A 19,135-nucleotide genomic window follows, 5' to 3' on the forward strand; every position below is an offset into this window, starting at 1 on the left:
TTATGAAATACAGAACATTAAAATATATGCTCGCTGCAGGCGCACTCTGTGCTCTTACTACTGGTTGCTCCGACTACCTAGACACCGAATCACCTTCGCAGCAAACCAGTCAGGTGATCTACGAGAACGAGGGTATGGCTCGTGCTGCCATCATGGGTGTTTACAGCGATTTGGCAGGAACTTACGTATATGGACAGAAAATGTCGGTAAACTGGCAGGGTGTCAGCGATATCGAGTTGGCCAGCGGTTATAACAACGACCCCTCGAAGGAGTTGACATCCGATACTGGTGCAGCCAATTTTTATAGCGATTGGTATAACCACACCATCCAGTGGCAGTATATCTTCAAGATGGCCGAGCGTGCCTCAACTGCCGTTGAGGGAATCCGCAACTCTGAGGCTTTCAAGAGTGGCAATAAAGCCATGCAACGCTACTTGGGCGAAGCTCTTGTTTTGCGTTCACTTAGCTATTTTGAACTCGTACGCCGCTGGGGCGACATTCCTTACAAGGAGGGAACATCGGCCAGTGACCTCTCGAATGTATATGCCGGCAAGACCGACCGCGACGAAATCTATTCATATCTGGTACGCGACATGCAGGAGGCCATCGACTATTTGCCTTGGCTTGGTGAGGTGTCTGACTACAACTGCGAACGTATTACCAAAGGCTTTGCCAAAGGTTTGTTGGCACGTATCGCCTTATTTGCAGGTGGTTGGAGTGTACGCGACGGTAATCAGTTTGCCGACGACTCGAATGTAGAGCACTATCCTTCAACGGTTCCAGGTATGGGCGAGATGAACGGTTTCTATGTAGGACGTCCTAAGAACTGGCGCGACTACTATGCCATTGCCGAGCAGCAGTGTGCTGAGATTATCGGCGACGAACAGAATCCTCATCATCTCGATCCTGATTATGGCGACATCTGGAAAACGGTTTGTCATCTGGATTACAATGCCTATAACGAAAACATGTTCGAGGTAGCCAATGGTATGGGTTATAGTGGTGATATTGGTACTTTGATGGGACGTGAGATGGATGGAAACTTGTTTGGTGCCACTGGTTGGGGTTCATCGTATGTAAACTCTAACGGCTATTACTTCTACTCATTCACCCCATCCGACACCCGTCGTGACTATGCATGCTACTTCCCCAAGTTTACCAAGGAGAACAACAAACTGACCGAAACCATGAGTGGACGTAACGATATGCTAAACGTTCACTTTGGTAAATGGAGCTATTTCTGGACAAACGATGCCTATAAGGCTCTGGCTCAAACAGCCAGCGGCCGTCCCAGCACTGGTATTAACTGGATTCTGATGCGTTATCCCGATGTACTGCTGATGTTTGCCGAAGCACGTTATCAGTTAGGAGAGGGCGAAGACACAAAGAACACGATTGCCAAGATGTCGGCTCGCGAAGCTCTGGAGCTGGTTCGTGAACGTGCCTTCGGTGCAGGATCGGCAGAAATCAAAAACTACGATAGTGATTTCTTTAATGCCATTGTAAACGAGCGTGCCTGGGAGTTTGGCTGCGAAGGCATTCGTAAACTCGATCTGGTTCGTTGGGGATTACTCGACCAGAAGATTGAGGAGATGAAAGAGGCTCTTGTGAAGATGTATGATGGTACTCAGACAGTAAAGATTTTCGACAAAACATACGAGCCTAAGGACTTCCCTGAGAAGGTTTATTATAAGATGATTTCGAAGGGCATCAGTGGCTATCCTGAGGTTGATATTTCGAGCATCAATTTCTATCGTCAACTCAATGCCAATCCCAATCCCGACCTTTACAAGGAGCTTAACTGGCTGCGTAAGGATAACAGCGAGACTGATGTTGTGAACCGCTCGGTTAGAATTCTGCTTTGTGCCTCTGGTTTGCGCGCCAACTACGACTATAGCGCCCTGCTCAGCCAGTTGCAGTATGGTTCGCAGATTCAGGAAAAACTGCAGACCTACACCATGGGAAATGGTGTATGTAACTATCGACATCTGTACTCTATCTACTACGACGACATCTATAAGTCGAACGGATATCTTAAGAATTCTTATGGTTACGACCACAGTATTAACTAATCCACTCAAAAAAAACTGTTATATGAGAACAATTAATAAGATTGCCTGCATAGCATGTGCTGCTATTGGCCTTGCTGCGTGCAGCGAAGATGCAAACCAGTGGCCTGTAGATGAGAGCTACAGTCACCTGTTCCGTACCACCAACCTATCGTTGGTTGAAACCGAACCAACCTCGGTGGTACTAAGCTTTAATGGTGTTACCAGTGCTACCCAATACGTATTGGAATTTAGTCTCGATAGTCTGGAGTTTAACGAAATCGTCAGGACCGAGGTTATCAAGGCCGACACCTTAACACCCTATAGTACAGGTAAGGTAATGGTACAGAACGAGTACCACAAGCTGATAGAAGACTTGTATGGTACAACTACCTATTCTGTCCGTTTAAAGGCAATGGACGAGACTACTGGCGATGAGTCGGGTTGGTACGGCGTTAGCTTCAAAACACCTGCCGAGCAGATTTTTACCACAGTTACACCAGGTATCAAGGATGTGCAGTTGAACTGGGATCCTGAAAAGACAGCTACAAACATTAAGTTGGGTACCATTGGTGAAAAGGATACCACATGGATATCAAGCCTGAATATTACTGCCGACATGCAGAAAGCAGGTAACAGTATGATTGACGGTCTGAATCCGGGCACTAACTATATCGCACAGATATACAACGACACATTCTTACGCGGCACCTATAAGTTCAAGACGCTGGGTTCTGCAACAGGTCAGACCATTGATGTGGCAGTTGGCGATGATGTTAACGAGTTGCTTGCAGCCGCTACCGATGAGACCGTAACACTGGTATTTAATGGTGGAAATACATACGAGGTTGGAAGAGTCTCACTTCCTGCAACAATCAAGAACGTCTACTTCTCTGGAAAGATGGTTAACGGTGTAAGACCAGAACTGAAGATGCCTGCATTTAGCATCAACAGCAAAACTGAGAATATCAACTTCCAGTATGTTGATATCGATGATGAAATGAAGAATGCTTTCTGGTTCGACATGCGTCGTGCCGATGGCTTCGGCAATATCAACTTCGAAGGCTGTATCATTCGTAACATTCCACGCTCACTTGTGTTTGTAAGCAATGGTAGTGCTGAGGTTAATAGTATCAACATCAACAATTGTGTTATAAATAACGTGGGTACATCGGGCTATGGCATGATTAATATTGGTAGTGCTAAAAGCATCGGCACCATATCTATCACCAACTCAACACTTATGGAGATTGGCGACCAGATGATGGACCTGCGTGCACAAGCAGACATGTTTAAGGTTGACCGTTGCATCTTCTGCAACTATACCACCAAACTGCAAAAGTGGATTCTGGCAACAAAAACACCAAAAGAGGCTCAGGTTACCAATATGATATTCTGTGGACCTAATGGTGGACAGAAGATGAACTCTGGTTATGGCGACTATTCTGGCTGGCTCGATTTCTCAGGTTGTTATCTCACAGCCGACTTCCCAGAGAACAGCAAAAAGTTCACAAACGCTATCCGTTTGGAACTGACAAGCGAAGAACTGTTTGAAGACCCACAGAATGGTGACTTCCATCTTAAGAAGGGTGTTATCTTCAAAGGCAAGAAGGTTGCCGGCGATCCTCGTTGGTGGTAGAGAATAGGATATCTATGAATTTAAAATCATTAATAGTTTGTTGCACCTTTTTTCTGATTAGCGGTGACGTCCTAGCACAGGACGTCACCGTGTCAGTGAGCAGCAACCGTGAAACAAAAATGTCTAACGGCCTCATCAGTATTACCATTGGCAACAACGGGCGAATCAGTCAGATGACTCCCACAAACGGTTCAAATGTCATTGGTAGCAACGGCGTATACTTTGACTACACCTCCGACAAAAATCGCGCACTCAACCCATCGAAGGTAGATATTGTACAGCAAACCGCTGATTATGCCGAGGTGGTATACAGCAACATGGATAACCATCCACATTTGCAGCAGGGATTTATTATACGGCGAGGCGTTTGTGGTGTCTATGTTTATATGGTTGTTAGCGGCACAAACGCTTCATCAGCAGTAAAAATGCGTGAGATGAGAGTTTGCACACGTCTTGCCTCCTCTTTCATCAATGGTTATGTTGACGATCACATGCAAGGACGTATCCCATCCAATAGCGAGATGAAAACGGCCGAGCGAGAAGAGAACAAAGTAGCCGATGCCACTTATAGAATGGCGGATGGAAGTATATATACCAAGTACGACTGGGGACAATACATCGTAAAAGATAGTTTGCATGGTTTAATGTCCGACGACACAGGCGTATGGAATATTGCTTGTAGTCATGAGTGGGTTAATGGTGGACCAATGAAACAAGAGCTGACTGCTCATGCCACATCAAAAACACCTATTACCATCCAAATGTTGCAAGGCGAGCATCTGGGAGCCTCTTCGCATAGTTTCAAGGAGGGAGAGCATAAAATTTACGGTCCTTTTCTGATTTATGTGAATAGGGGAAACCACGAGGAGATGATAGCCAATGCCAAGGCGATGGCACATCAGCAACAGGCAGAGTGGCCATTCCAATGGTTCCAACATGAACTATACCCCACAGAACGTGCTACAGTGACAGGTAGGATTAATGTCAAGACTAACCAAGGGCGCGAAGGTATACAGGTTATTTTAGCAGAGCCTGGTAGCGATCCTTACAGTCAAGGTAAACGTTATATGTTTTGGACAAAAACAGATAACAACGGTTACTTCTCCATCCCTGCTGTACGTCCCGACGACTATACACTCTATGCCTATGCCACACAAGGTGACATAACCGACCAACTGGTAGTTGATCATGTTCAAGTAGAAGCAGGCATATGCGACTTGGGGACAATTGAGTGGGCACCTAAACAATATGAACATTTGTTATGGATGATAGGCGAAAATAACCGTTTGAGCGATGGTTATGCGCTAAGCAACGCATCGCGTTCCTATTTATTACCCGAGACGGTGCCATCCAATCTTACATTCGTGATTGGGGAAAGCAGTCAAAGTACAGACTGGTATTATGCCCAAACAAAGAAAGGAACATGGACGGTAAAGTTTAATTGCACCAAATCGTATACAGGCAATGCCCACCTCACAGCCTCGCTAGCCGCTGTTACCAGCAATCCCACAGTAAAGATATGTCTTAATGGTCATACCCTTACTACATGGAGTTGGAATACCAATGACGGAGCAATCTACCGTAGTGCTACACAGAGTGGGCGACACGATGTAAAGGCACTGGTTTTTGACGCATCCCTGTTGTCACAAGGAGAGAATACTCTCACCTTCAACCTGACAAACGGAACGGGCAGGAACGGCGTGATGTGGGATTGTATCAAACTGGAAACTGGCGATATGACAACCTCTGATATTGGTCAGAATTCTATCGCATCACCAAAAGTAATTGCTATAGAATATTATAATCTGCAAGGAATACGTATGTGCCAAGCCCCAAAAGGCCTCTGCATTGTAAGTACGATAACTGAGGATGGCAGAAGAGAAAATAAGATTGTAAACTACAAATAAAACTATCATTATGGAAAATAAGAAAAAAAGAATGACACTGATGGCGCTCATCTATGTATGTGTGTTGAGTATCTATGCTCACCCACACGTATTGTGGTACGACCGCCCAGCCAAGCATTGGGTTGAGGCTTTGCCATTAGGAAATGGCCGTTTAGGAGCAATGGTTTATGGTGGTATTGAGAGCGATACTATCCAGCTGAACGAAGACACGTTTTGGAGTGGTTCACCGTACAACAACGTAAATCCTAAGGCACTTGGTGTGCTGCAGGACATACGGGCAGCACTTAATCGTGGCGATTATCAGCAAGCCCAGTACCTGTCGATGCACAACATTACTGCCGATAGGAGTATTACTGGTCATGGTATGATTTACGAGTCGGTAGGTAATCTGATTCTTACCTTCCCTGAGCAAAAGGTTAACACCTATCGACGAGAGCTTAGTCTGGATCAGGCTGTAGCCACTACAACCTATCAGGCCGATGGCGTAAGTTACGAACGTCAGGTTATCACCTCATTAACTGATAACGTAACACTCATCAGACTGAAAACGACTCATGCTGGCAAACTGCAGTTCAGTGCATCGTTTGCTGGTCCGTTAAAGAAACAACGTGTGTTGGCCGATGTGAGTCAAGTAGGTAACGATATGCTACGTGTATTCAGCCACCCTACTGCACCCAAAGAAGAGAATGTGCCCAATGGCTTGCACTGCGTATCTTACATCAAGGTGATTCCTATAGGTGGAAAAGCAACTGGTACCAATGGTACTATCCATGTAAGTGGCGCTACCGAGGCGCTTGTTGTGGTTAGCTCCGCAACCAACTTTGTACGTTACGACAATATCACGGCCGATGCCGATGCAAAAGCGATGACAATCCTGAACAACTATCTAAAAAAACACGAGACCTTCGAAAAATCGTTGGCTAATCATGTGGCTCGTTACCAGGAGCAGTTCAACCGTGTCAGCCTGGATTTGGGACATAATCCCGTACAAGAAAAGAAGCCTACCGATGTACGAATCCGCGAGTTCTCAGAAACAAGCGATCCCGGGCTGGTAAGTACTTATTTCCAATTTGGACGTTATCTGCTCAGCGCCTCATCGCAGCGTGGCAGTCAGCCTGCTAATCTACAGGGCATTTGGAATCCTGATGCCGACCAGTATCCTGCATGGGACTCAAAATACACCACTAACATTAATGTAGAGATGAACTACTGGCCTGCCGAGGTAACTAACCTTTCGGAATGCCACGATCCATTCCTGCAGATGGTAAAGGATGTAAGCGTAACAGGTCGCCGCTCAGCCAGCGAGATGTATGGTGCCCGAGGCTGGACACTGCATCATAATACCGACTTATGGCGCTCTACTGGAGCAGTTGATTATCACTCATGCTCCATCTGGCCAACATGCAACGCCTGGTTCTGTTCGCATCTGTGGGAACACTATCTGTATACAGGCGATAAAGATTACTTAAAACATGAAGCATATCCAGTGATGGCCGAGGCTTGCCGATTCTATCTCGATTTCTTGGTGCGCGAACCCAAGACGGGCTATTTGGTAGCCTCGCCCTCCCACTCTCCCGAAAACCATCCAGGTATAGGCAGATATCACGACGACATTTTTAATAACGATCAGTCGCCATCGGTTTTTGCTGGTGTATCTATGGATAACCAGATGATCTATGACTTACTTTACAACACTCGATTGGCAGCCAACGCATTAAGTATTGATCAGAGTTTTGCCGATAGTCTAGACCAGGTTCGCAGTCAGTTGCCACCTATGATGGTAGGCAAATACGGTCAACTGCAGGAGTGGCTCGAGGACTGGGACCGCGAGGTAAGCAACCATCGCCACGTGTCGCATCTCTGGTGCCTCTACCCTGGTCGTCAGGTATCCCCTTATAACAATCCTGTTGCTACAGCTGCTGTCCGCAAGTCGCTCATCGGTCGTGGCGATGCATCGCGAGGTTGGTCGATGGGATGGAAAGTTTGTTTATGGGCCCGACTATTAGACGGCAACCACGCCTACAAACTTATCCAGAATCAGCTAAAACTGAAATCGCCCCAAGCAACCATCAAGGATCAGGATGGCGGCACCTATGCCAACATGTTTGACGCACATCCCCCTTTCCAGATAGATGGTAATTTCGGTTGTTGTGCCGGTATTGCAGAAATGCTGGTGCAAAGTCACGATGGTGCCATAAACCTACTGCCAGCTCTACCTGATGTATGGTCGGATGGCGAGGTAAAAGGTCTGAAAACGCGTGGGGGCTTCATCATAGAGCACATGAAATGGAGAAAGGGCTGCGTAGTATCTCTCACTATCCGTTCTACACTGGGTGGCAATTTGCGCATACGCTCAGCAGTGCCACTCAAAGGTAAGGGTATAAAGAAAGCAAAAGGCATAAATACGAACCAACTTATGCAGGTATATGATATACCCGCCCCGAAGGTCAAAGATTCCTCGAAACTACTGCAAAACAAACTACTATCAACATATCTGTACGATATCAGCACTCAGCCTGATAAAGTAGTACATCTTACTCATTAAAGGCCTCCATGATGGCTGTAGGCGCGGCGTTGCTGTTAAAGGCGCCAAGCTTATAGCCACCAGGCAGGCACTGGGGCTCCCAATAGAACACGCCACGGCAACGGCCATTGGTTTCGTTACGAGCCTCGCGAATCACACGGGTTAGCTGGCGGCGCCCCTCGTCCATCTTTTCTGGGTGCTGCTCATCTACCTCAAAACCCGTTTCTACTATCATCACATCGCAGCCGTATTTTTCGCTACAATGGCGGATGTTGGCCATACAGTCGGTAATAATTCCATCGGGATTCAATTCGGGATGATCCTGCATGGCCCAGTAGGGATAGAGCGACATGCCTATCATATCAAACTTACCACCATACTTCTTCACAATATCCAGATTATAATCGTAAAGGCTCTGCAGGTGGCCGCGATCCAGATGCACAATAACAATGGCTTGAGGGAACACCTTCTTCACAGCATCGTAGCCAGCACGGATAAAACCTGCATACTGCTTGGGATTCTGCTCGATATGTCCCATGGGCCAGAGCAGTCCGTTGGCCGTTTCGTTACCCACCTGCACCCAACGTGACTCTATACCATTGGCTTTGAGCAACGATAGTACATCGATGGTATGTTGGCGCACATCCTTCTTCATCTGCTTGTAACTATGATTTTTCCAAGCCTCGGGGATAGGCTGCTTGGCAGGGTCGGCCCACGAGTCGCTGTAATGAAAGTCGACCATCAGGTCCATACCAAGTGCTTTGGCACGCTTGGCCATAGCCAGCAACTCATACTTATCGTTCATGCCGCCACGTGGGTTCACCCACACTCGCATGCGGATGGCCTTCATCTGGTAGTCGTTCTTCAGCAGTTCCAGACACTCGCGTTCTTTACCATCACAGTCGTGAAATTTCACGCTATGTTTCTCCTGCCCAGTGAGAAATCCCACATCGGCTCCTTTCACAAAATCACTCTGAGCAAAAGCACTCTGCGAAACGAGTGCCATAACCATAGATACAAGTAGTAGTTTCATCATTTTAGTTTATTTATTTCCTGCAAAAATATAACTTTTTCGATAAAATACCAAGCTTTTACTGCAAAAAAAAACATAATTATTCATTGTTTTAAAATAATGTTGTATATTTGCAGCCAGGAAAAATAGAAAATTCACTATGCGAGCTATCTTTAGAATATTTATTTTTGCCCTGCTGATGCTCTGGCAGACAGCGACATTAGCGGCAAACCTTATTAGCAATACCAACGAGAAAGCCGACTCAACACAGCTGGTTATCACAGGCGATGCGGCTTACAAATGGGTGGGCGATCATCTCGATTCGCTGGCAAACTCGTATCTGAATAAGAGTGGTAATATTCTCGACCCCGACAATATTCGCGAGGAGTTGAAATGCATTGGCTACAACGGACTGAACGTTACCGATTATATCATGGCCAGCCGACAGATTGATAGTCTGGTACTCGCCAGACTGCTCGACTGTGCCGAGACCGAAGGCAACAAAACCATCTTTTTTATGATGGGTTCTACAGCTTCAGGCAAATCTACTGCTCTAAGAAACAACCCCAAGTTGAAAGAGTTGGCACATAGTGCAGGTTTGGTATACGATGGCGCTTTTATCAGTATTCCATCGTTCGAGAGTCGCCTGAAAATGGTACAAGACCGCGGTTTTAAAGCCAGCATCGTGTTTGTGCACAACGATCCGGTAACAGGATTCACAAATATGATTAACCGACTTATCAGGTCGAACCGTGCCATGAGTCACTATTACTATGTGTATTGTTACCCGCTCTTTAAGGGGCGCATTGCCTATCTGCAGAAAGAGCATCCCGACATCACGCTCTATTGCTTGGACAACAGTCATAACAAGGGCGGTGTACGTGTTAGCATCGAAGAGGCGTTAACATGGGATTACACCATCACCGAAGAGGTTGAAAACAAACTCAACGACATCATGCAAGAGTTTATCAGCTCAGGCAAACTCACCCCCGCCCAAATCCAAGCCCTCATCGCAAAATAATTACTCCCAACGGAAGACGGCACCGTTGCGACGGGCAGGATCGGCACCTGCGTAGTCCATCGAATAAGGACTACCTGTGGTGGGACTCTTACCGATGTAACGGTGGGTACGCAAGGAAAGGAGCATAAACTCGTGGTTGAGATAGTCCTGCCAAAGGAACACCTCGGCTTTCGACTCATCGGTAGTCAGGCGCACATCGCCAGGAATACCAAAGCCCGAGCACCATACGTAGCGACCATCCTCGCACTGCAGCACTACCTTTCCCTGTCCTTTATCGATGATACGGAAACGTGTTTGTGGACTCTTGTCGGCCTCATCGGTATCGTAAAGCAAGCCATGCTTCTGGGCGATAGCAGGTTTGCCCGTGGCTAAATTAATGATGCGAAACGACTTGCCGTATGGGATATTCTGACTGCGATCTGCCTGCGGTTCTACTACCTTAAAGTTGTCGAACTCGGCATAACCACCCTGTTTGCCCTTATGATTAAAGGCGAAAAGGGCATGGCGCGAGCCCTGGAACGAGATAAGCTGATAGCTAAGAGGCATTTCGCGACCTAACTGCTGATAGGTGTTACCATCGAGCGAATACTCGTAATGAGCCTGATTGTTATCGTAATCACCAACCATGCGCAGCCATAGCTTCCCGGCATTCACTTCTTGATTGATGGTATCGTTGGTGGCTTGCTCGTAGCAACGGAGTGTAAGGGTATTACCATCTTTTACAATGCCTATCCACGAGCAGGGCACGTTGATATTGCCAAGACCTGCCACATCGCCATCTTTAAAACCTTTGGTAAAGAGCTCGACAGTGGTGATAGACGTAGGACCGATGACACGCTGAGTGAGCGAGTTACGTGCCCACATCAGCTGTTCGGCAGGCATCGACTGAAGACGCAAGCGGCCTTTCTTCAACCCCCACTTAGTATCATCGGGGTTGTGATTCCACTGCCATACGTTACCCAGCTTTGCCGAATTAAAATCATCGTTACGAAGATATGAAGCATGTGCTTTTATGTTGGTAGCGATGTTGGGTTTGAACCAGGTACGTGGAGCGCGACCAAGGTTGCCTTCGAGGCCAATCATAGGCCACCCATCCTTCCAGGTAATGGGCGAGAGACATACGGTGCGACCGATGGAGTGGAAGTCCATCATCAACAGCGCCCACCACTGTCCATTCTGGTCCTGCACAATACCACCCTGGTGGATGTTGGTACAAGCGGTAGCATCTTTATCAACTTGAGGTATGCCAAACTTAGTACCATCCACACCAATACGATACTTTTCGCCACGTGGCACTTGTGTTAGAGGTGCGGCATGATAGCCAAAGGTCTCGTCGGCGGTAATGGTAACGGTTTCGTAAGGTCCCCAGATGCTTTTGGAACGACTGCAGAGGGTACGGCCATTAGGCATATAATCGGTTGATATGATATAATACATACCATTTATCTTATACACATGATGCCCCTCGCCAATGGCATTGCCATCGGGGATAATCACACGATCGGTTCCCTCAACAGGACCACTCATATCGGGTTTCAGTTCAGTACAGTGTACCTCACCATATTTATGGATGGCATAAATCTTACCATCGTCATCGAAGAGCACGGAGAGATCGTAGATGTTGCCCTGCATGTTATGATGCTGCCAAGGGCCACGGATATCCTTTGAGGTGTAGCACTGAAGGCCTTTGCCATTGATATTGGTAAACACATAAAACTGGCCGTTGGCATAACGGATGGCAGGTGCCCAAACACCCTGACCGTAGATTTCCTTGTGGTTTTTGAGTGAGAAAGCATCGTCGGCAAAGTCGAATCGATCAAAGCAATACGAGATATTCTCCCAGTTAACCAAGTCCTTAGAGTGCAGAATCACCAAGCCAGGCACGGTATGCATGGTGGTGCCTGCCAGATAATAATCGTCGCCCACACGCAGAATGTCGGGATCGGAAAACTCATCGTAAAACAGCGGATTGGTAAATGTGCCGTTACCGTTATCGGCCGTCCACGACTGGGCGAATGCAGGACTAAACGAAAAGTGAAAAGCGAAAAGCATCAGTATCGCCTTTAACCAAACATTACTGCAAAAAACAATATTTCTAACTAACTTATAACTAACTATGGTGAACATAACTTTCCACTTTATCACTTTTCGCTTTTACTATTTCAAAATAGGCCATCCGTCTGACGTCCAGCTGATAGGGCGCTGGATGAGGATGGATGCACCCCGATGGGCGATGCTATAGCCATGACAGATAAACACGTCCTGACAGTCGATATGGTAAGCAGCACAATGACCAGCAGCCTCGAATGCCTTTTTATCGCCCTCGATGAAGAGGTTGCCGCCACCATAGCGCATATCGATACCATGACGGTCGAGATACGGACCTTCGACGGTTTTGCTACGACCTACCGCTACGCGATAATTACTTTTGCTACCCTGACAACAATAATCCCACGATACAAACAGATAATAGTATCCTGCGTGTTTGAAGATAAATGGAGCTTCGATGGCATTTGGTCCGGCATAGTCGGACGTTGGATTCTTGGGTGGATTAGGATTGATGGGCAGCGCATTCTTGCTGGCCTTATTATCCAAGTTAAACCTGCGGGCGATGGTACGAGTTTTTTCGCCCTTGGCAATATGCATGGTGGTATCGAGACGAGCCAGTTGGATGCCGTCCCAGAAACTGCCCCATACCAGCCAAGGCTGATCCTGGTCGTCGATCACAAAGTTGGGATCAATGGCATTCCAGTTGTCACGACCTTCGCGCGAAGTAACGATACAGCCCTCGTCGTTCCACAAGCCAGAAGCCAGCTTCTGGGTAGAGAGCAGTCCGATGGCCGAGCCATTCTTACCAAAGGTAGAACAGCTATAAGCCAACCACCATTTGCCATGCCACTGGATAACATCGGGTGCCCAGACATGCTGTTGGAAGCCTGGTACGGAATCGTGGGTCCACTGAGGAATGACCAACATGACAGGTTCTGTGTGCACTGTCCAGTTCTTGCGATCGACAGATGTCATCTTCTGGATACCCATGCCGGTGGCAAAGATGTAATAGGTACTATCTTCGTAGGCCATCACAGGATCGTGGACCATGGGTGTGTCGGTAACAAACGATTCGCGTTGCAATCGTTTCCTGTTCTGAGCGTTTGCTCCTTGTATGGTGCTCAACATAAGCACCACAAGGAGTATCATAGCTTTCTTCATAAAATGATTCTTTTACTTAATTATTTCTTCTTACCCCAATAGGTTTTCTGATTAGTAACTCCAGCATACACGATAGTATGCTTGCGAGGAGTGGCCTCCCAGTCGCACTCACGCTGTAACAACAGTTCTACCCCATTGGCTGTAAGTGTGTTGGTGGTAGCATCAAAGCTCCACTTGCCACCTTTCCAAGTTCCTGACGTAATGGTGTGATCGGCAGCAAATACCATCTCAGATGAAGTCTTCTGTTTGGCATAACTATAGGAGAGGTCGATATGTTCCCAAGTGCCAACGATATCTTCTTCGGTAATAGCCACATCAGGCACGGCACCATAACGCTCTGGCATAACCACGGGCCAGCCGTCCTTAGTCCAGCGGATGGAGCGAACGCCACCCATCATGACAGCATTGGGAGCATTGCCTCCTGCTGAGTCGGGGAAGCGCTGCTGAGAAGCATAATACCAGTTACCATTACCATCGTCGAACACGGCACAATGGCTGATTCCTACCCAACCGTAACCGCTACTGAACTTGTAAGGATGGGTCATGATGGGCAAAGCATCACCTCCATTGGTAGTTACGTCGGCGCCACTGATAGTGAAGTAAGGACCATCGATGTTCTGCGAACGAACCACACGGGTGTTATAAGGAACATCAAGCCCGTCGTAAGCCAGGAAAAGATAATAGTATCCATTGCGGTAGATCACCTCGGGAGCCTCAGCCCCCTGCCAACGGCTATTCTTGTCACGGGTATAGACACGCTTCATCACCTTGTTCAACTCAGCCATGGTTGTACAGAACTCAGGCATCTTACTGATAGGCTTACCCGTGTCGGCATTTACCTGTAGAGCAGCAAATCCTGAGTGCCAAGAACCAAAGATGAGCCAATGCTCGCCCGAAGGAGTGATGATGTAGGTGGGGTCGATAGCATTATAATAGAAGTAACCATTCCAGTCCTTTGTACTGCTACGTGCCCAGTTGGTGCCCTTGTCGGACATAGAACTGAGAACAAAACCCTTGTCTTCCCACTTATTCGATGCGGGGTCGCTGGTTTCCATCACACCGATGAAGGCGCGCTCGGTCCAAGACTTATCGAAGTTAGCCTCAGTATTGGCCTTTCCTGTAAGAATATAGTTATCAACCACGATACAATAATACATACGATAAAGACCAGATTTGACTTTTCGAACGCAAGGAGCCCAGTAGCCATAAGACGGATTGTTGATGGCTGGTAAGCCGAAACGAGCTCGACTATTATTCAATGTATCCTTAACCCATGCTGGTGCAGCGGTCATCGTACCTCCCAGATACTCCCAGTCGATGAGATTCTTTGAGCGACGAGCATGAAAATGTCCGCCAGCTGTGTGAGCATTACCATAGGATGCATCCGTTTGATACATATAGAAATAGCCATCATCGGCAAGCATGACAGAAGGGTCGTGGACATTGGCCAGATTCCATTGACTGCGCTGTGCCCAACCAGCTATATTACGATAGTCATCGATATAGTTTGGAGCCACATAGGAATCCAGAGCAGAACCAGAATTCTCTTCAGTTTTAAAACTGGTAACCTCAGAATATGTAGTACCAAGTGCTGATACGGCAAAGGCCTTGACATAATAAGTAGTACCGGCCGATAGTCCGCTTGCCGTTGCCAACATATCGTCGAGCTGGGTAGTTAGCGTCTTGTCTGAAGTTGTTGGATTAGAAGACGTGGAATAGCAGAATCCACGCTTAGTTACATTCAGTCCAGACGAAGCCGTTACCTGAGCTCTGAATTGGGCAGATGTCGTTGAGATATCTGACACTTGTGGAATAGATATAGTTACCGTCCCGGTAGGTGTTGGTGTAGGAGTGGGTTCTGGATCGTCGCTTCCACCACCACAGGCAGCAAAGGCAACTACCATCAACATCAGACACCCCCATTTAGCAAACATATTCTTCATGTTACCTAGATTTTATACATTACTATCTTTATAAAGAAAAGCGGGGCAGGGCAATTAAGCCTGCCTCGCTATTTAGTTACCATTTATTCGAATACCATATGACATCCATCAACTGTCAGACGGAAATAGAGATTATCCGGATCGATGGTGTTGATACCGATGTAGTTCTGAACATATTCGTTGTTATCAGTACCATGCATTACGGCCTTGATGCTGGCTGTACCATCGCCATTGTTGGCTATGGTGAGCTTTACCTTTGCGCCATTCATGGCAGCAAGCCATGCGCCCCAGTCAGTCTGTCCGCCACTTGGTGTGCAAGCAGCATAGCCATCACCCCAACCATAGTTGTCGGCACGTACCACAGCATACTCCTTGGTAACGTCCTTGGCGTTCAGAACAACTACAAAGTTATTCCAGTTGCTGGCACCACTGGTGTAGTTTGTGAAGTTAATCGTGCACACTGTGTGAGATGGAATATGCACATTGGGAGAGTGTGCAGTCCAGAAACCAGAAGAGTTGTCGGCAGCACCAAGCTCGTTGTCGAATACCAGATGACAACCATCGATAGTAAGACGGAAGTACATGTCGTCAGGATTGACAGTGTTGATACCTGTGTACTCCTGAACATACTCATTTCCATCATTACCAATCATAACAGCCTTGATGTTTGCTGTGCCATCACCATTGTTGGTAATGTAAGCAGTAACCTTAGCGCCATTCATAGCAGCACGCCAAGTATCCCAATCAGACTGTCCACCACTATTCTTGGCTGCAGCATATCCATCACCCCAACCAAAGTTATCTGCACGAACAACCGCATACTCTTTAGTGGTAGAGGCATCATTGAGTACGATAACAAAGTTGTTCCAATTGTTCTCGCAAGAAGAGTAGTTGGTGAAGCTTACAACCTTTGTCTCCTTAGGAGCAACCTTAATATTGTTGGTATGAGCAGACCAGAAACCCGACGAGTTGTCGGTAGCACCCAGTACATGCGGTGTGGGAACGACTACGGTCTGAGTAAAGGCAGACAACTCTTTTACGACATCAAACTTCTTAACAGCCACAACTGGAGAAACACAAAGTTCGCCCTTAAATGTCTTGTTATACATAACAACCAGTGTCTTCTGTCCAAGATCGTCCATATTAGGAATGGCCTGGAAGATCAGCTGATCGGCTGTAACATTCTTAGTAACACCCTGCTCGAAAGTAACCACTGCTGTAACCTTGGCCATAGCCTCGGCAAGCTCAGTGCCAACCAGAACCTCGCTGGGCACACCAGTAAGTTCCATCGACAATGGCTGCTTATCCTCCTTCGTGGTGAATCCGCCGATTGGTTCTACGGTAGAACCCAGGAAGCTGATATAAGAACCCTCGGGAACCAGGAATGCGCGGATGGTCTTGTTAGAAGCATCGGCATTCAGGTTGGTCAGCGATGAAGTCTGATTATAAACCTTTGTTACAACACCATTGGTCATAGTAACAACCAGACCACCAGAGGTACGATCAACGGTCAGCGTAACCTTACCACCCAACTTATCAACACCCGTATCGGTATCAGTTTCAAAGGTCAGATCACTTGTAACCAAGCTACGATCGATATATTCACCCCACTCAGAGTTACCGCTGGGCTGATTATCAAAACGGATAGCGCCATACTCCTTATAGTCGCCTGCACCACGATCCTCATCGTTAGTGATAATCATGGCAAAGTTCTTATAGGTGTTGGTTGCATTAGGATTGATGTTCAGGTTGAACTGAGCAATCCACTTCTCACCATCCTTTATCTGATAGTACTTAGAGAACTGAGCCCACCAGCCTGTAGAATAGTCGGTGGCACCAATGGTGTACACATCCTCCTCCATACCTTCGATCACGTCGTCGCCCTGATTCTTGGCCTTTTCGGCAGCAATAGAGTCAGCCTTCGACGAAAGCCAATCTGGTGCATTGATGCTGAATAAATCACCACCTTCGCAACCTGTCAGCGTGAGCAAGCTCAAGGCAGCCGAACAGATGACTGTTGCTAATTTATTGTATTTCATAATCTTATCGTTTTTACTTTTTTACCTTTTTACTTATTACCTTTCACTAGAGCTTCACTACTGGATGAACAGGACCATAGAGCTTATCGGCATTGCTCTCGCTCTTATTGGCCGAGTTACCCTGCAGGTTGGGGTTATCGTTCAGTGTTCCCTGGTAGATGGGGAAGAACTCATGACCCTGAATCCAACTATCGTACGAACTCTTGAGCTCAGGATCGGCACCAACTTCTGAGTAGCTAACAGGCTCCTTCACACGAGTCTTGTCGTTGGTACGACGGAAGGTACCATGCTCCTTAATCTGCTGGAGGCGATCGGCGCTATAGAAGAAGCCCCAGCGAACAAGGTCGAAACCACGGCCGAACTCACAACCAAACTCCTTTGGACGCTCCACGTTGGCAATCTGCTCGAACAACTTATCGGCATTTCCTGAGAAATCGGCAAGTTTCAGATCGGCCAGACCGGCACGGTTACGAACCTGGTTAATCCAGTCGATAGCCTGCTGTGTAGGACCATTTACCTCGTTCTCGCACTCAGCAGCACGCAGCAGTACATCAGAGTAACGCATCATGCGCAGGTTGATACCGCAGTGCAGACCTGTTACCACCTTATCGTAAAGACCTGTGCGCAGGTTGGTATTCTTTGCAATAGGCAGTCCACCATTGTTGTTATTAGTTACCACAGGTGCATCGGCAGTCATAGGCACGGTATAGCAAACGTTTCCATACTCAAATCCGTCCCACTCGGGCTCGTAAGTACCGATTGTCCAATAGAGGCGTGGATCGAGCGAACCAGCGGTGGTCTTCTCGGACTTGAATAGCTGATAGAGCCATGGAGAGGCTGAAAGGTCGGCCCATCCACCCATATCGCCAGGACCAAAGTTACTCTCAATAGCATGACCCTGTGTAGCATTAGGACTGGTGTTTACAGGTGTCCACTCGTCGTCGGTACCCTGTGAACCATAGTCCAGATACTGAATCTCGAACAAGCTCTCGGCATTGTTCTCGTAAGCCGATCCCTCACGGAAGTTATCACCGTAGTTCTTCATCAACTCATAGTGACCATACTTACCTCCAATGATATCCTTCAGCACGGCAAGTGCTTCGGTGTACTTATGGCGCATCATCAGTGCACGGGCATAATAGCCTGCTGCGGCACCATTGGTAGCACGGCCCTGAGCCCACTGACCACCAGTATCGCGACTAGGCAGCAGTGTCATAGCCTCAGCAAAATCCTTCTCTACCTGATCCCAAGCCTCATCGTAGGTACTGTTTGTACCATAAAGGCCATCGAGTGTAGAATAGGTATTATAATCGGTAATCAGAATAGGATTCTGATAATAACCTGTCAGGTTGTAATAAGCCAGACCACGCAGGAACAGCATCTGTCCCTTGATACGTTTCATGGTCTCAGAAAGTACAGAGTTGTCCTCACCACAACGGGAAATGGTGTAGTTACATACGTTGATGGTATAATACCAGTCGCGCCACGACCACTGACCAATCTCGTCGGTGAAAGGTGCATTCAGATCATCGAAAGGCATGTACCATACCTGCGATGAGTTCCACACTTCATCACCACGACATACGTCGAGTGTATAGCCCACACGGGCATAGGTGCCCTCCATACGAATGTGGTTGTAGGCAGCAATCACATTCTCTTCTAATGATTCGACATCGTTGCCGAATGTGGCTGTGGTCTGCTGGTTGGGGTTAGACACATCCAGCTTGCTATCGCAAGATGCAAGTGTGCCAAGACCAACGAGTACAGCCAATGAAATTTTATGCAGTTTCAT

General features: G+C 47.3%; 11 protein-coding genes. 5 read left to right on the forward strand and 6 right to left on the reverse strand.

Annotated elements, in window-relative coordinates; genetic code table 11:
• Nucleotides 1-2: 2 nt before the first annotated feature.
• Genes BLU97_RS01260 through BLU97_RS01275 form a run of 4 tightly spaced genes read left to right on the forward strand, consistent with a single transcriptional unit; the run spans nucleotide 3 to nucleotide 8,139 of the window.
• A complete protein-coding gene (locus BLU97_RS01260; RefSeq protein ID WP_028906777.1) occupies nucleotides 3-2,072 on the forward strand; it encodes a RagB/SusD family nutrient uptake outer membrane protein in 2,070 nt (689 codons plus the stop codon).
• Between the two features lie 22 nt (nucleotides 2,073-2,094).
• Nucleotides 2,095-3,687, forward strand: coding sequence for a DUF5123 domain-containing protein (locus BLU97_RS01265; RefSeq protein WP_074759889.1), 1,593 nt, complete (start codon nucleotides 2,095-2,097; stop codon nucleotides 3,685-3,687).
• Between the two features lie 14 nt (nucleotides 3,688-3,701).
• The gene (locus tag BLU97_RS01270; RefSeq protein ID WP_074759890.1) at nucleotides 3,702-5,594 is read left to right on the forward strand and encodes a polysaccharide lyase family protein; all 1,893 of its coding nucleotides are present in this window, start codon (nucleotides 3,702-3,704) and stop codon (nucleotides 5,592-5,594) included.
• A 10-nt stretch (nucleotides 5,595-5,604) separates the two neighbouring features.
• A complete protein-coding gene (locus BLU97_RS01275; protein ID WP_074759891.1) occupies nucleotides 5,605-8,139 on the forward strand; it encodes a glycosyl hydrolase family 95 catalytic domain-containing protein in 2,535 nt (844 codons plus the stop codon).
• Here BLU97_RS01275 and BLU97_RS01280 read toward each other — a convergent pair.
• The gene (locus BLU97_RS01280) at nucleotides 8,129-9,154 is read right to left on the reverse strand and encodes an arabinogalactan endo-beta-1,4-galactanase (protein WP_254771630.1); all 1,026 of its coding nucleotides are present in this window, start codon (nucleotides 9,152-9,154) and stop codon (nucleotides 8,129-8,131) included. The two genes, BLU97_RS01275 and BLU97_RS01280, sit on opposite strands and share 11 nt — an antisense overlap.
• Before the next feature lie 136 nt (nucleotides 9,155-9,290).
• On the opposite strand from BLU97_RS01280, the gene BLU97_RS01285 reads away from it, so the two are divergent.
• The gene (locus tag BLU97_RS01285; RefSeq protein ID WP_074759892.1) at nucleotides 9,291-10,151 is read left to right on the forward strand and encodes a hypothetical protein; all 861 of its coding nucleotides are present in this window, start codon (nucleotides 9,291-9,293) and stop codon (nucleotides 10,149-10,151) included.
• Here the strand turns inward: BLU97_RS01285 and BLU97_RS01290 are convergent, their stop codons facing one another.
• The 5 genes from BLU97_RS01290 to BLU97_RS01310 form a co-directional block, all read right to left on the reverse strand.
• Nucleotides 10,152-12,203, reverse strand: coding sequence for a glycoside hydrolase 43 family protein (locus tag BLU97_RS01290; protein ID WP_074759893.1), 2,052 nt, complete (start codon nucleotides 12,201-12,203; stop codon nucleotides 10,152-10,154).
• 105 nt (nucleotides 12,204-12,308) lie between these two features.
• A complete protein-coding gene (locus BLU97_RS01295; RefSeq protein WP_074759894.1) occupies nucleotides 12,309-13,361 on the reverse strand; it encodes a family 43 glycosylhydrolase in 1,053 nt (350 codons plus the stop codon).
• A 20-nt stretch (nucleotides 13,362-13,381) separates the two neighbouring features.
• A complete protein-coding gene (locus BLU97_RS01300) occupies nucleotides 13,382-15,304 on the reverse strand; it encodes an arabinan endo-1,5-alpha-L-arabinosidase (RefSeq protein ID WP_074759895.1) in 1,923 nt (640 codons plus the stop codon).
• An 83-nt stretch (nucleotides 15,305-15,387) separates the two neighbouring features.
• Nucleotides 15,388-17,343 carry a hypothetical protein gene (locus tag BLU97_RS01305; protein ID WP_254771631.1) on the reverse strand — a complete coding sequence of 652 codons (1,956 nt, stop codon included), beginning with the start codon at nucleotides 17,341-17,343 and terminating at the stop codon, nucleotides 15,388-15,390.
• 46 nt (nucleotides 17,344-17,389) lie between these two features.
• Complete coding sequence (locus tag BLU97_RS01310) at nucleotides 17,390-19,135, reverse strand: RagB/SusD family nutrient uptake outer membrane protein (RefSeq protein ID WP_074759897.1); 1,746 nt, start codon at nucleotides 19,133-19,135, stop codon at nucleotides 17,390-17,392.

Origin of the sequence: Xylanibacter ruminicola (assembly GCF_900107775.1) — a bacterium.
In the GTDB taxonomy this organism is placed as follows: Bacteria; Bacteroidota; Bacteroidia; order Bacteroidales; family Bacteroidaceae; genus Prevotella; species Prevotella ruminicola_C.

Bases quoted from the DNA above. Each gene is read 5' to 3' on its own strand.
- BLU97_RS01310 (WP_074759897.1), bottom strand. From the start codon at position 19,135: ATGAAACTGCATAAAATTTCATTGGCTGTACTCGTTGGTCTTGGCACA.
- BLU97_RS01285 (WP_074759892.1), top strand. From the start codon at position 9,291: ATGCGAGCTATCTTTAGAATATTTATTTTTGCCCTGCTGATGCTCTGG.
- BLU97_RS01280 (WP_254771630.1), bottom strand. From the start codon at position 9,154: ATGATGAAACTACTACTTGTATCTATGGTTATGGCACTCGTTTCGCAG.
- BLU97_RS01275 (WP_074759891.1), top strand. From the start codon at position 5,605: ATGGAAAATAAGAAAAAAAGAATGACACTGATGGCGCTCATCTATGTA.
- BLU97_RS01290 (WP_074759893.1), bottom strand. From the start codon at position 12,203: ATGCTTTTCGCTTTTCACTTTTCGTTTAGTCCTGCATTCGCCCAGTCG.
- BLU97_RS01265 (WP_074759889.1), top strand. From the start codon at position 2,095: ATGAGAACAATTAATAAGATTGCCTGCATAGCATGTGCTGCTATTGGC.
- BLU97_RS01305 (WP_254771631.1), bottom strand. From the start codon at position 17,343: ATGAAATACAATAAATTAGCAACAGTCATCTGTTCGGCTGCCTTGAGC.
- BLU97_RS01300 (WP_074759895.1), bottom strand. From the start codon at position 15,304: ATGAAGAATATGTTTGCTAAATGGGGGTGTCTGATGTTGATGGTAGTT.
- BLU97_RS01260 (WP_028906777.1), top strand. From the start codon at position 3: ATGAAATACAGAACATTAAAATATATGCTCGCTGCAGGCGCACTCTGT.
- BLU97_RS01295 (WP_074759894.1), bottom strand. From the start codon at position 13,361: ATGAAGAAAGCTATGATACTCCTTGTGGTGCTTATGTTGAGCACCATA.
- BLU97_RS01270 (WP_074759890.1), top strand. From the start codon at position 3,702: ATGAATTTAAAATCATTAATAGTTTGTTGCACCTTTTTTCTGATTAGC.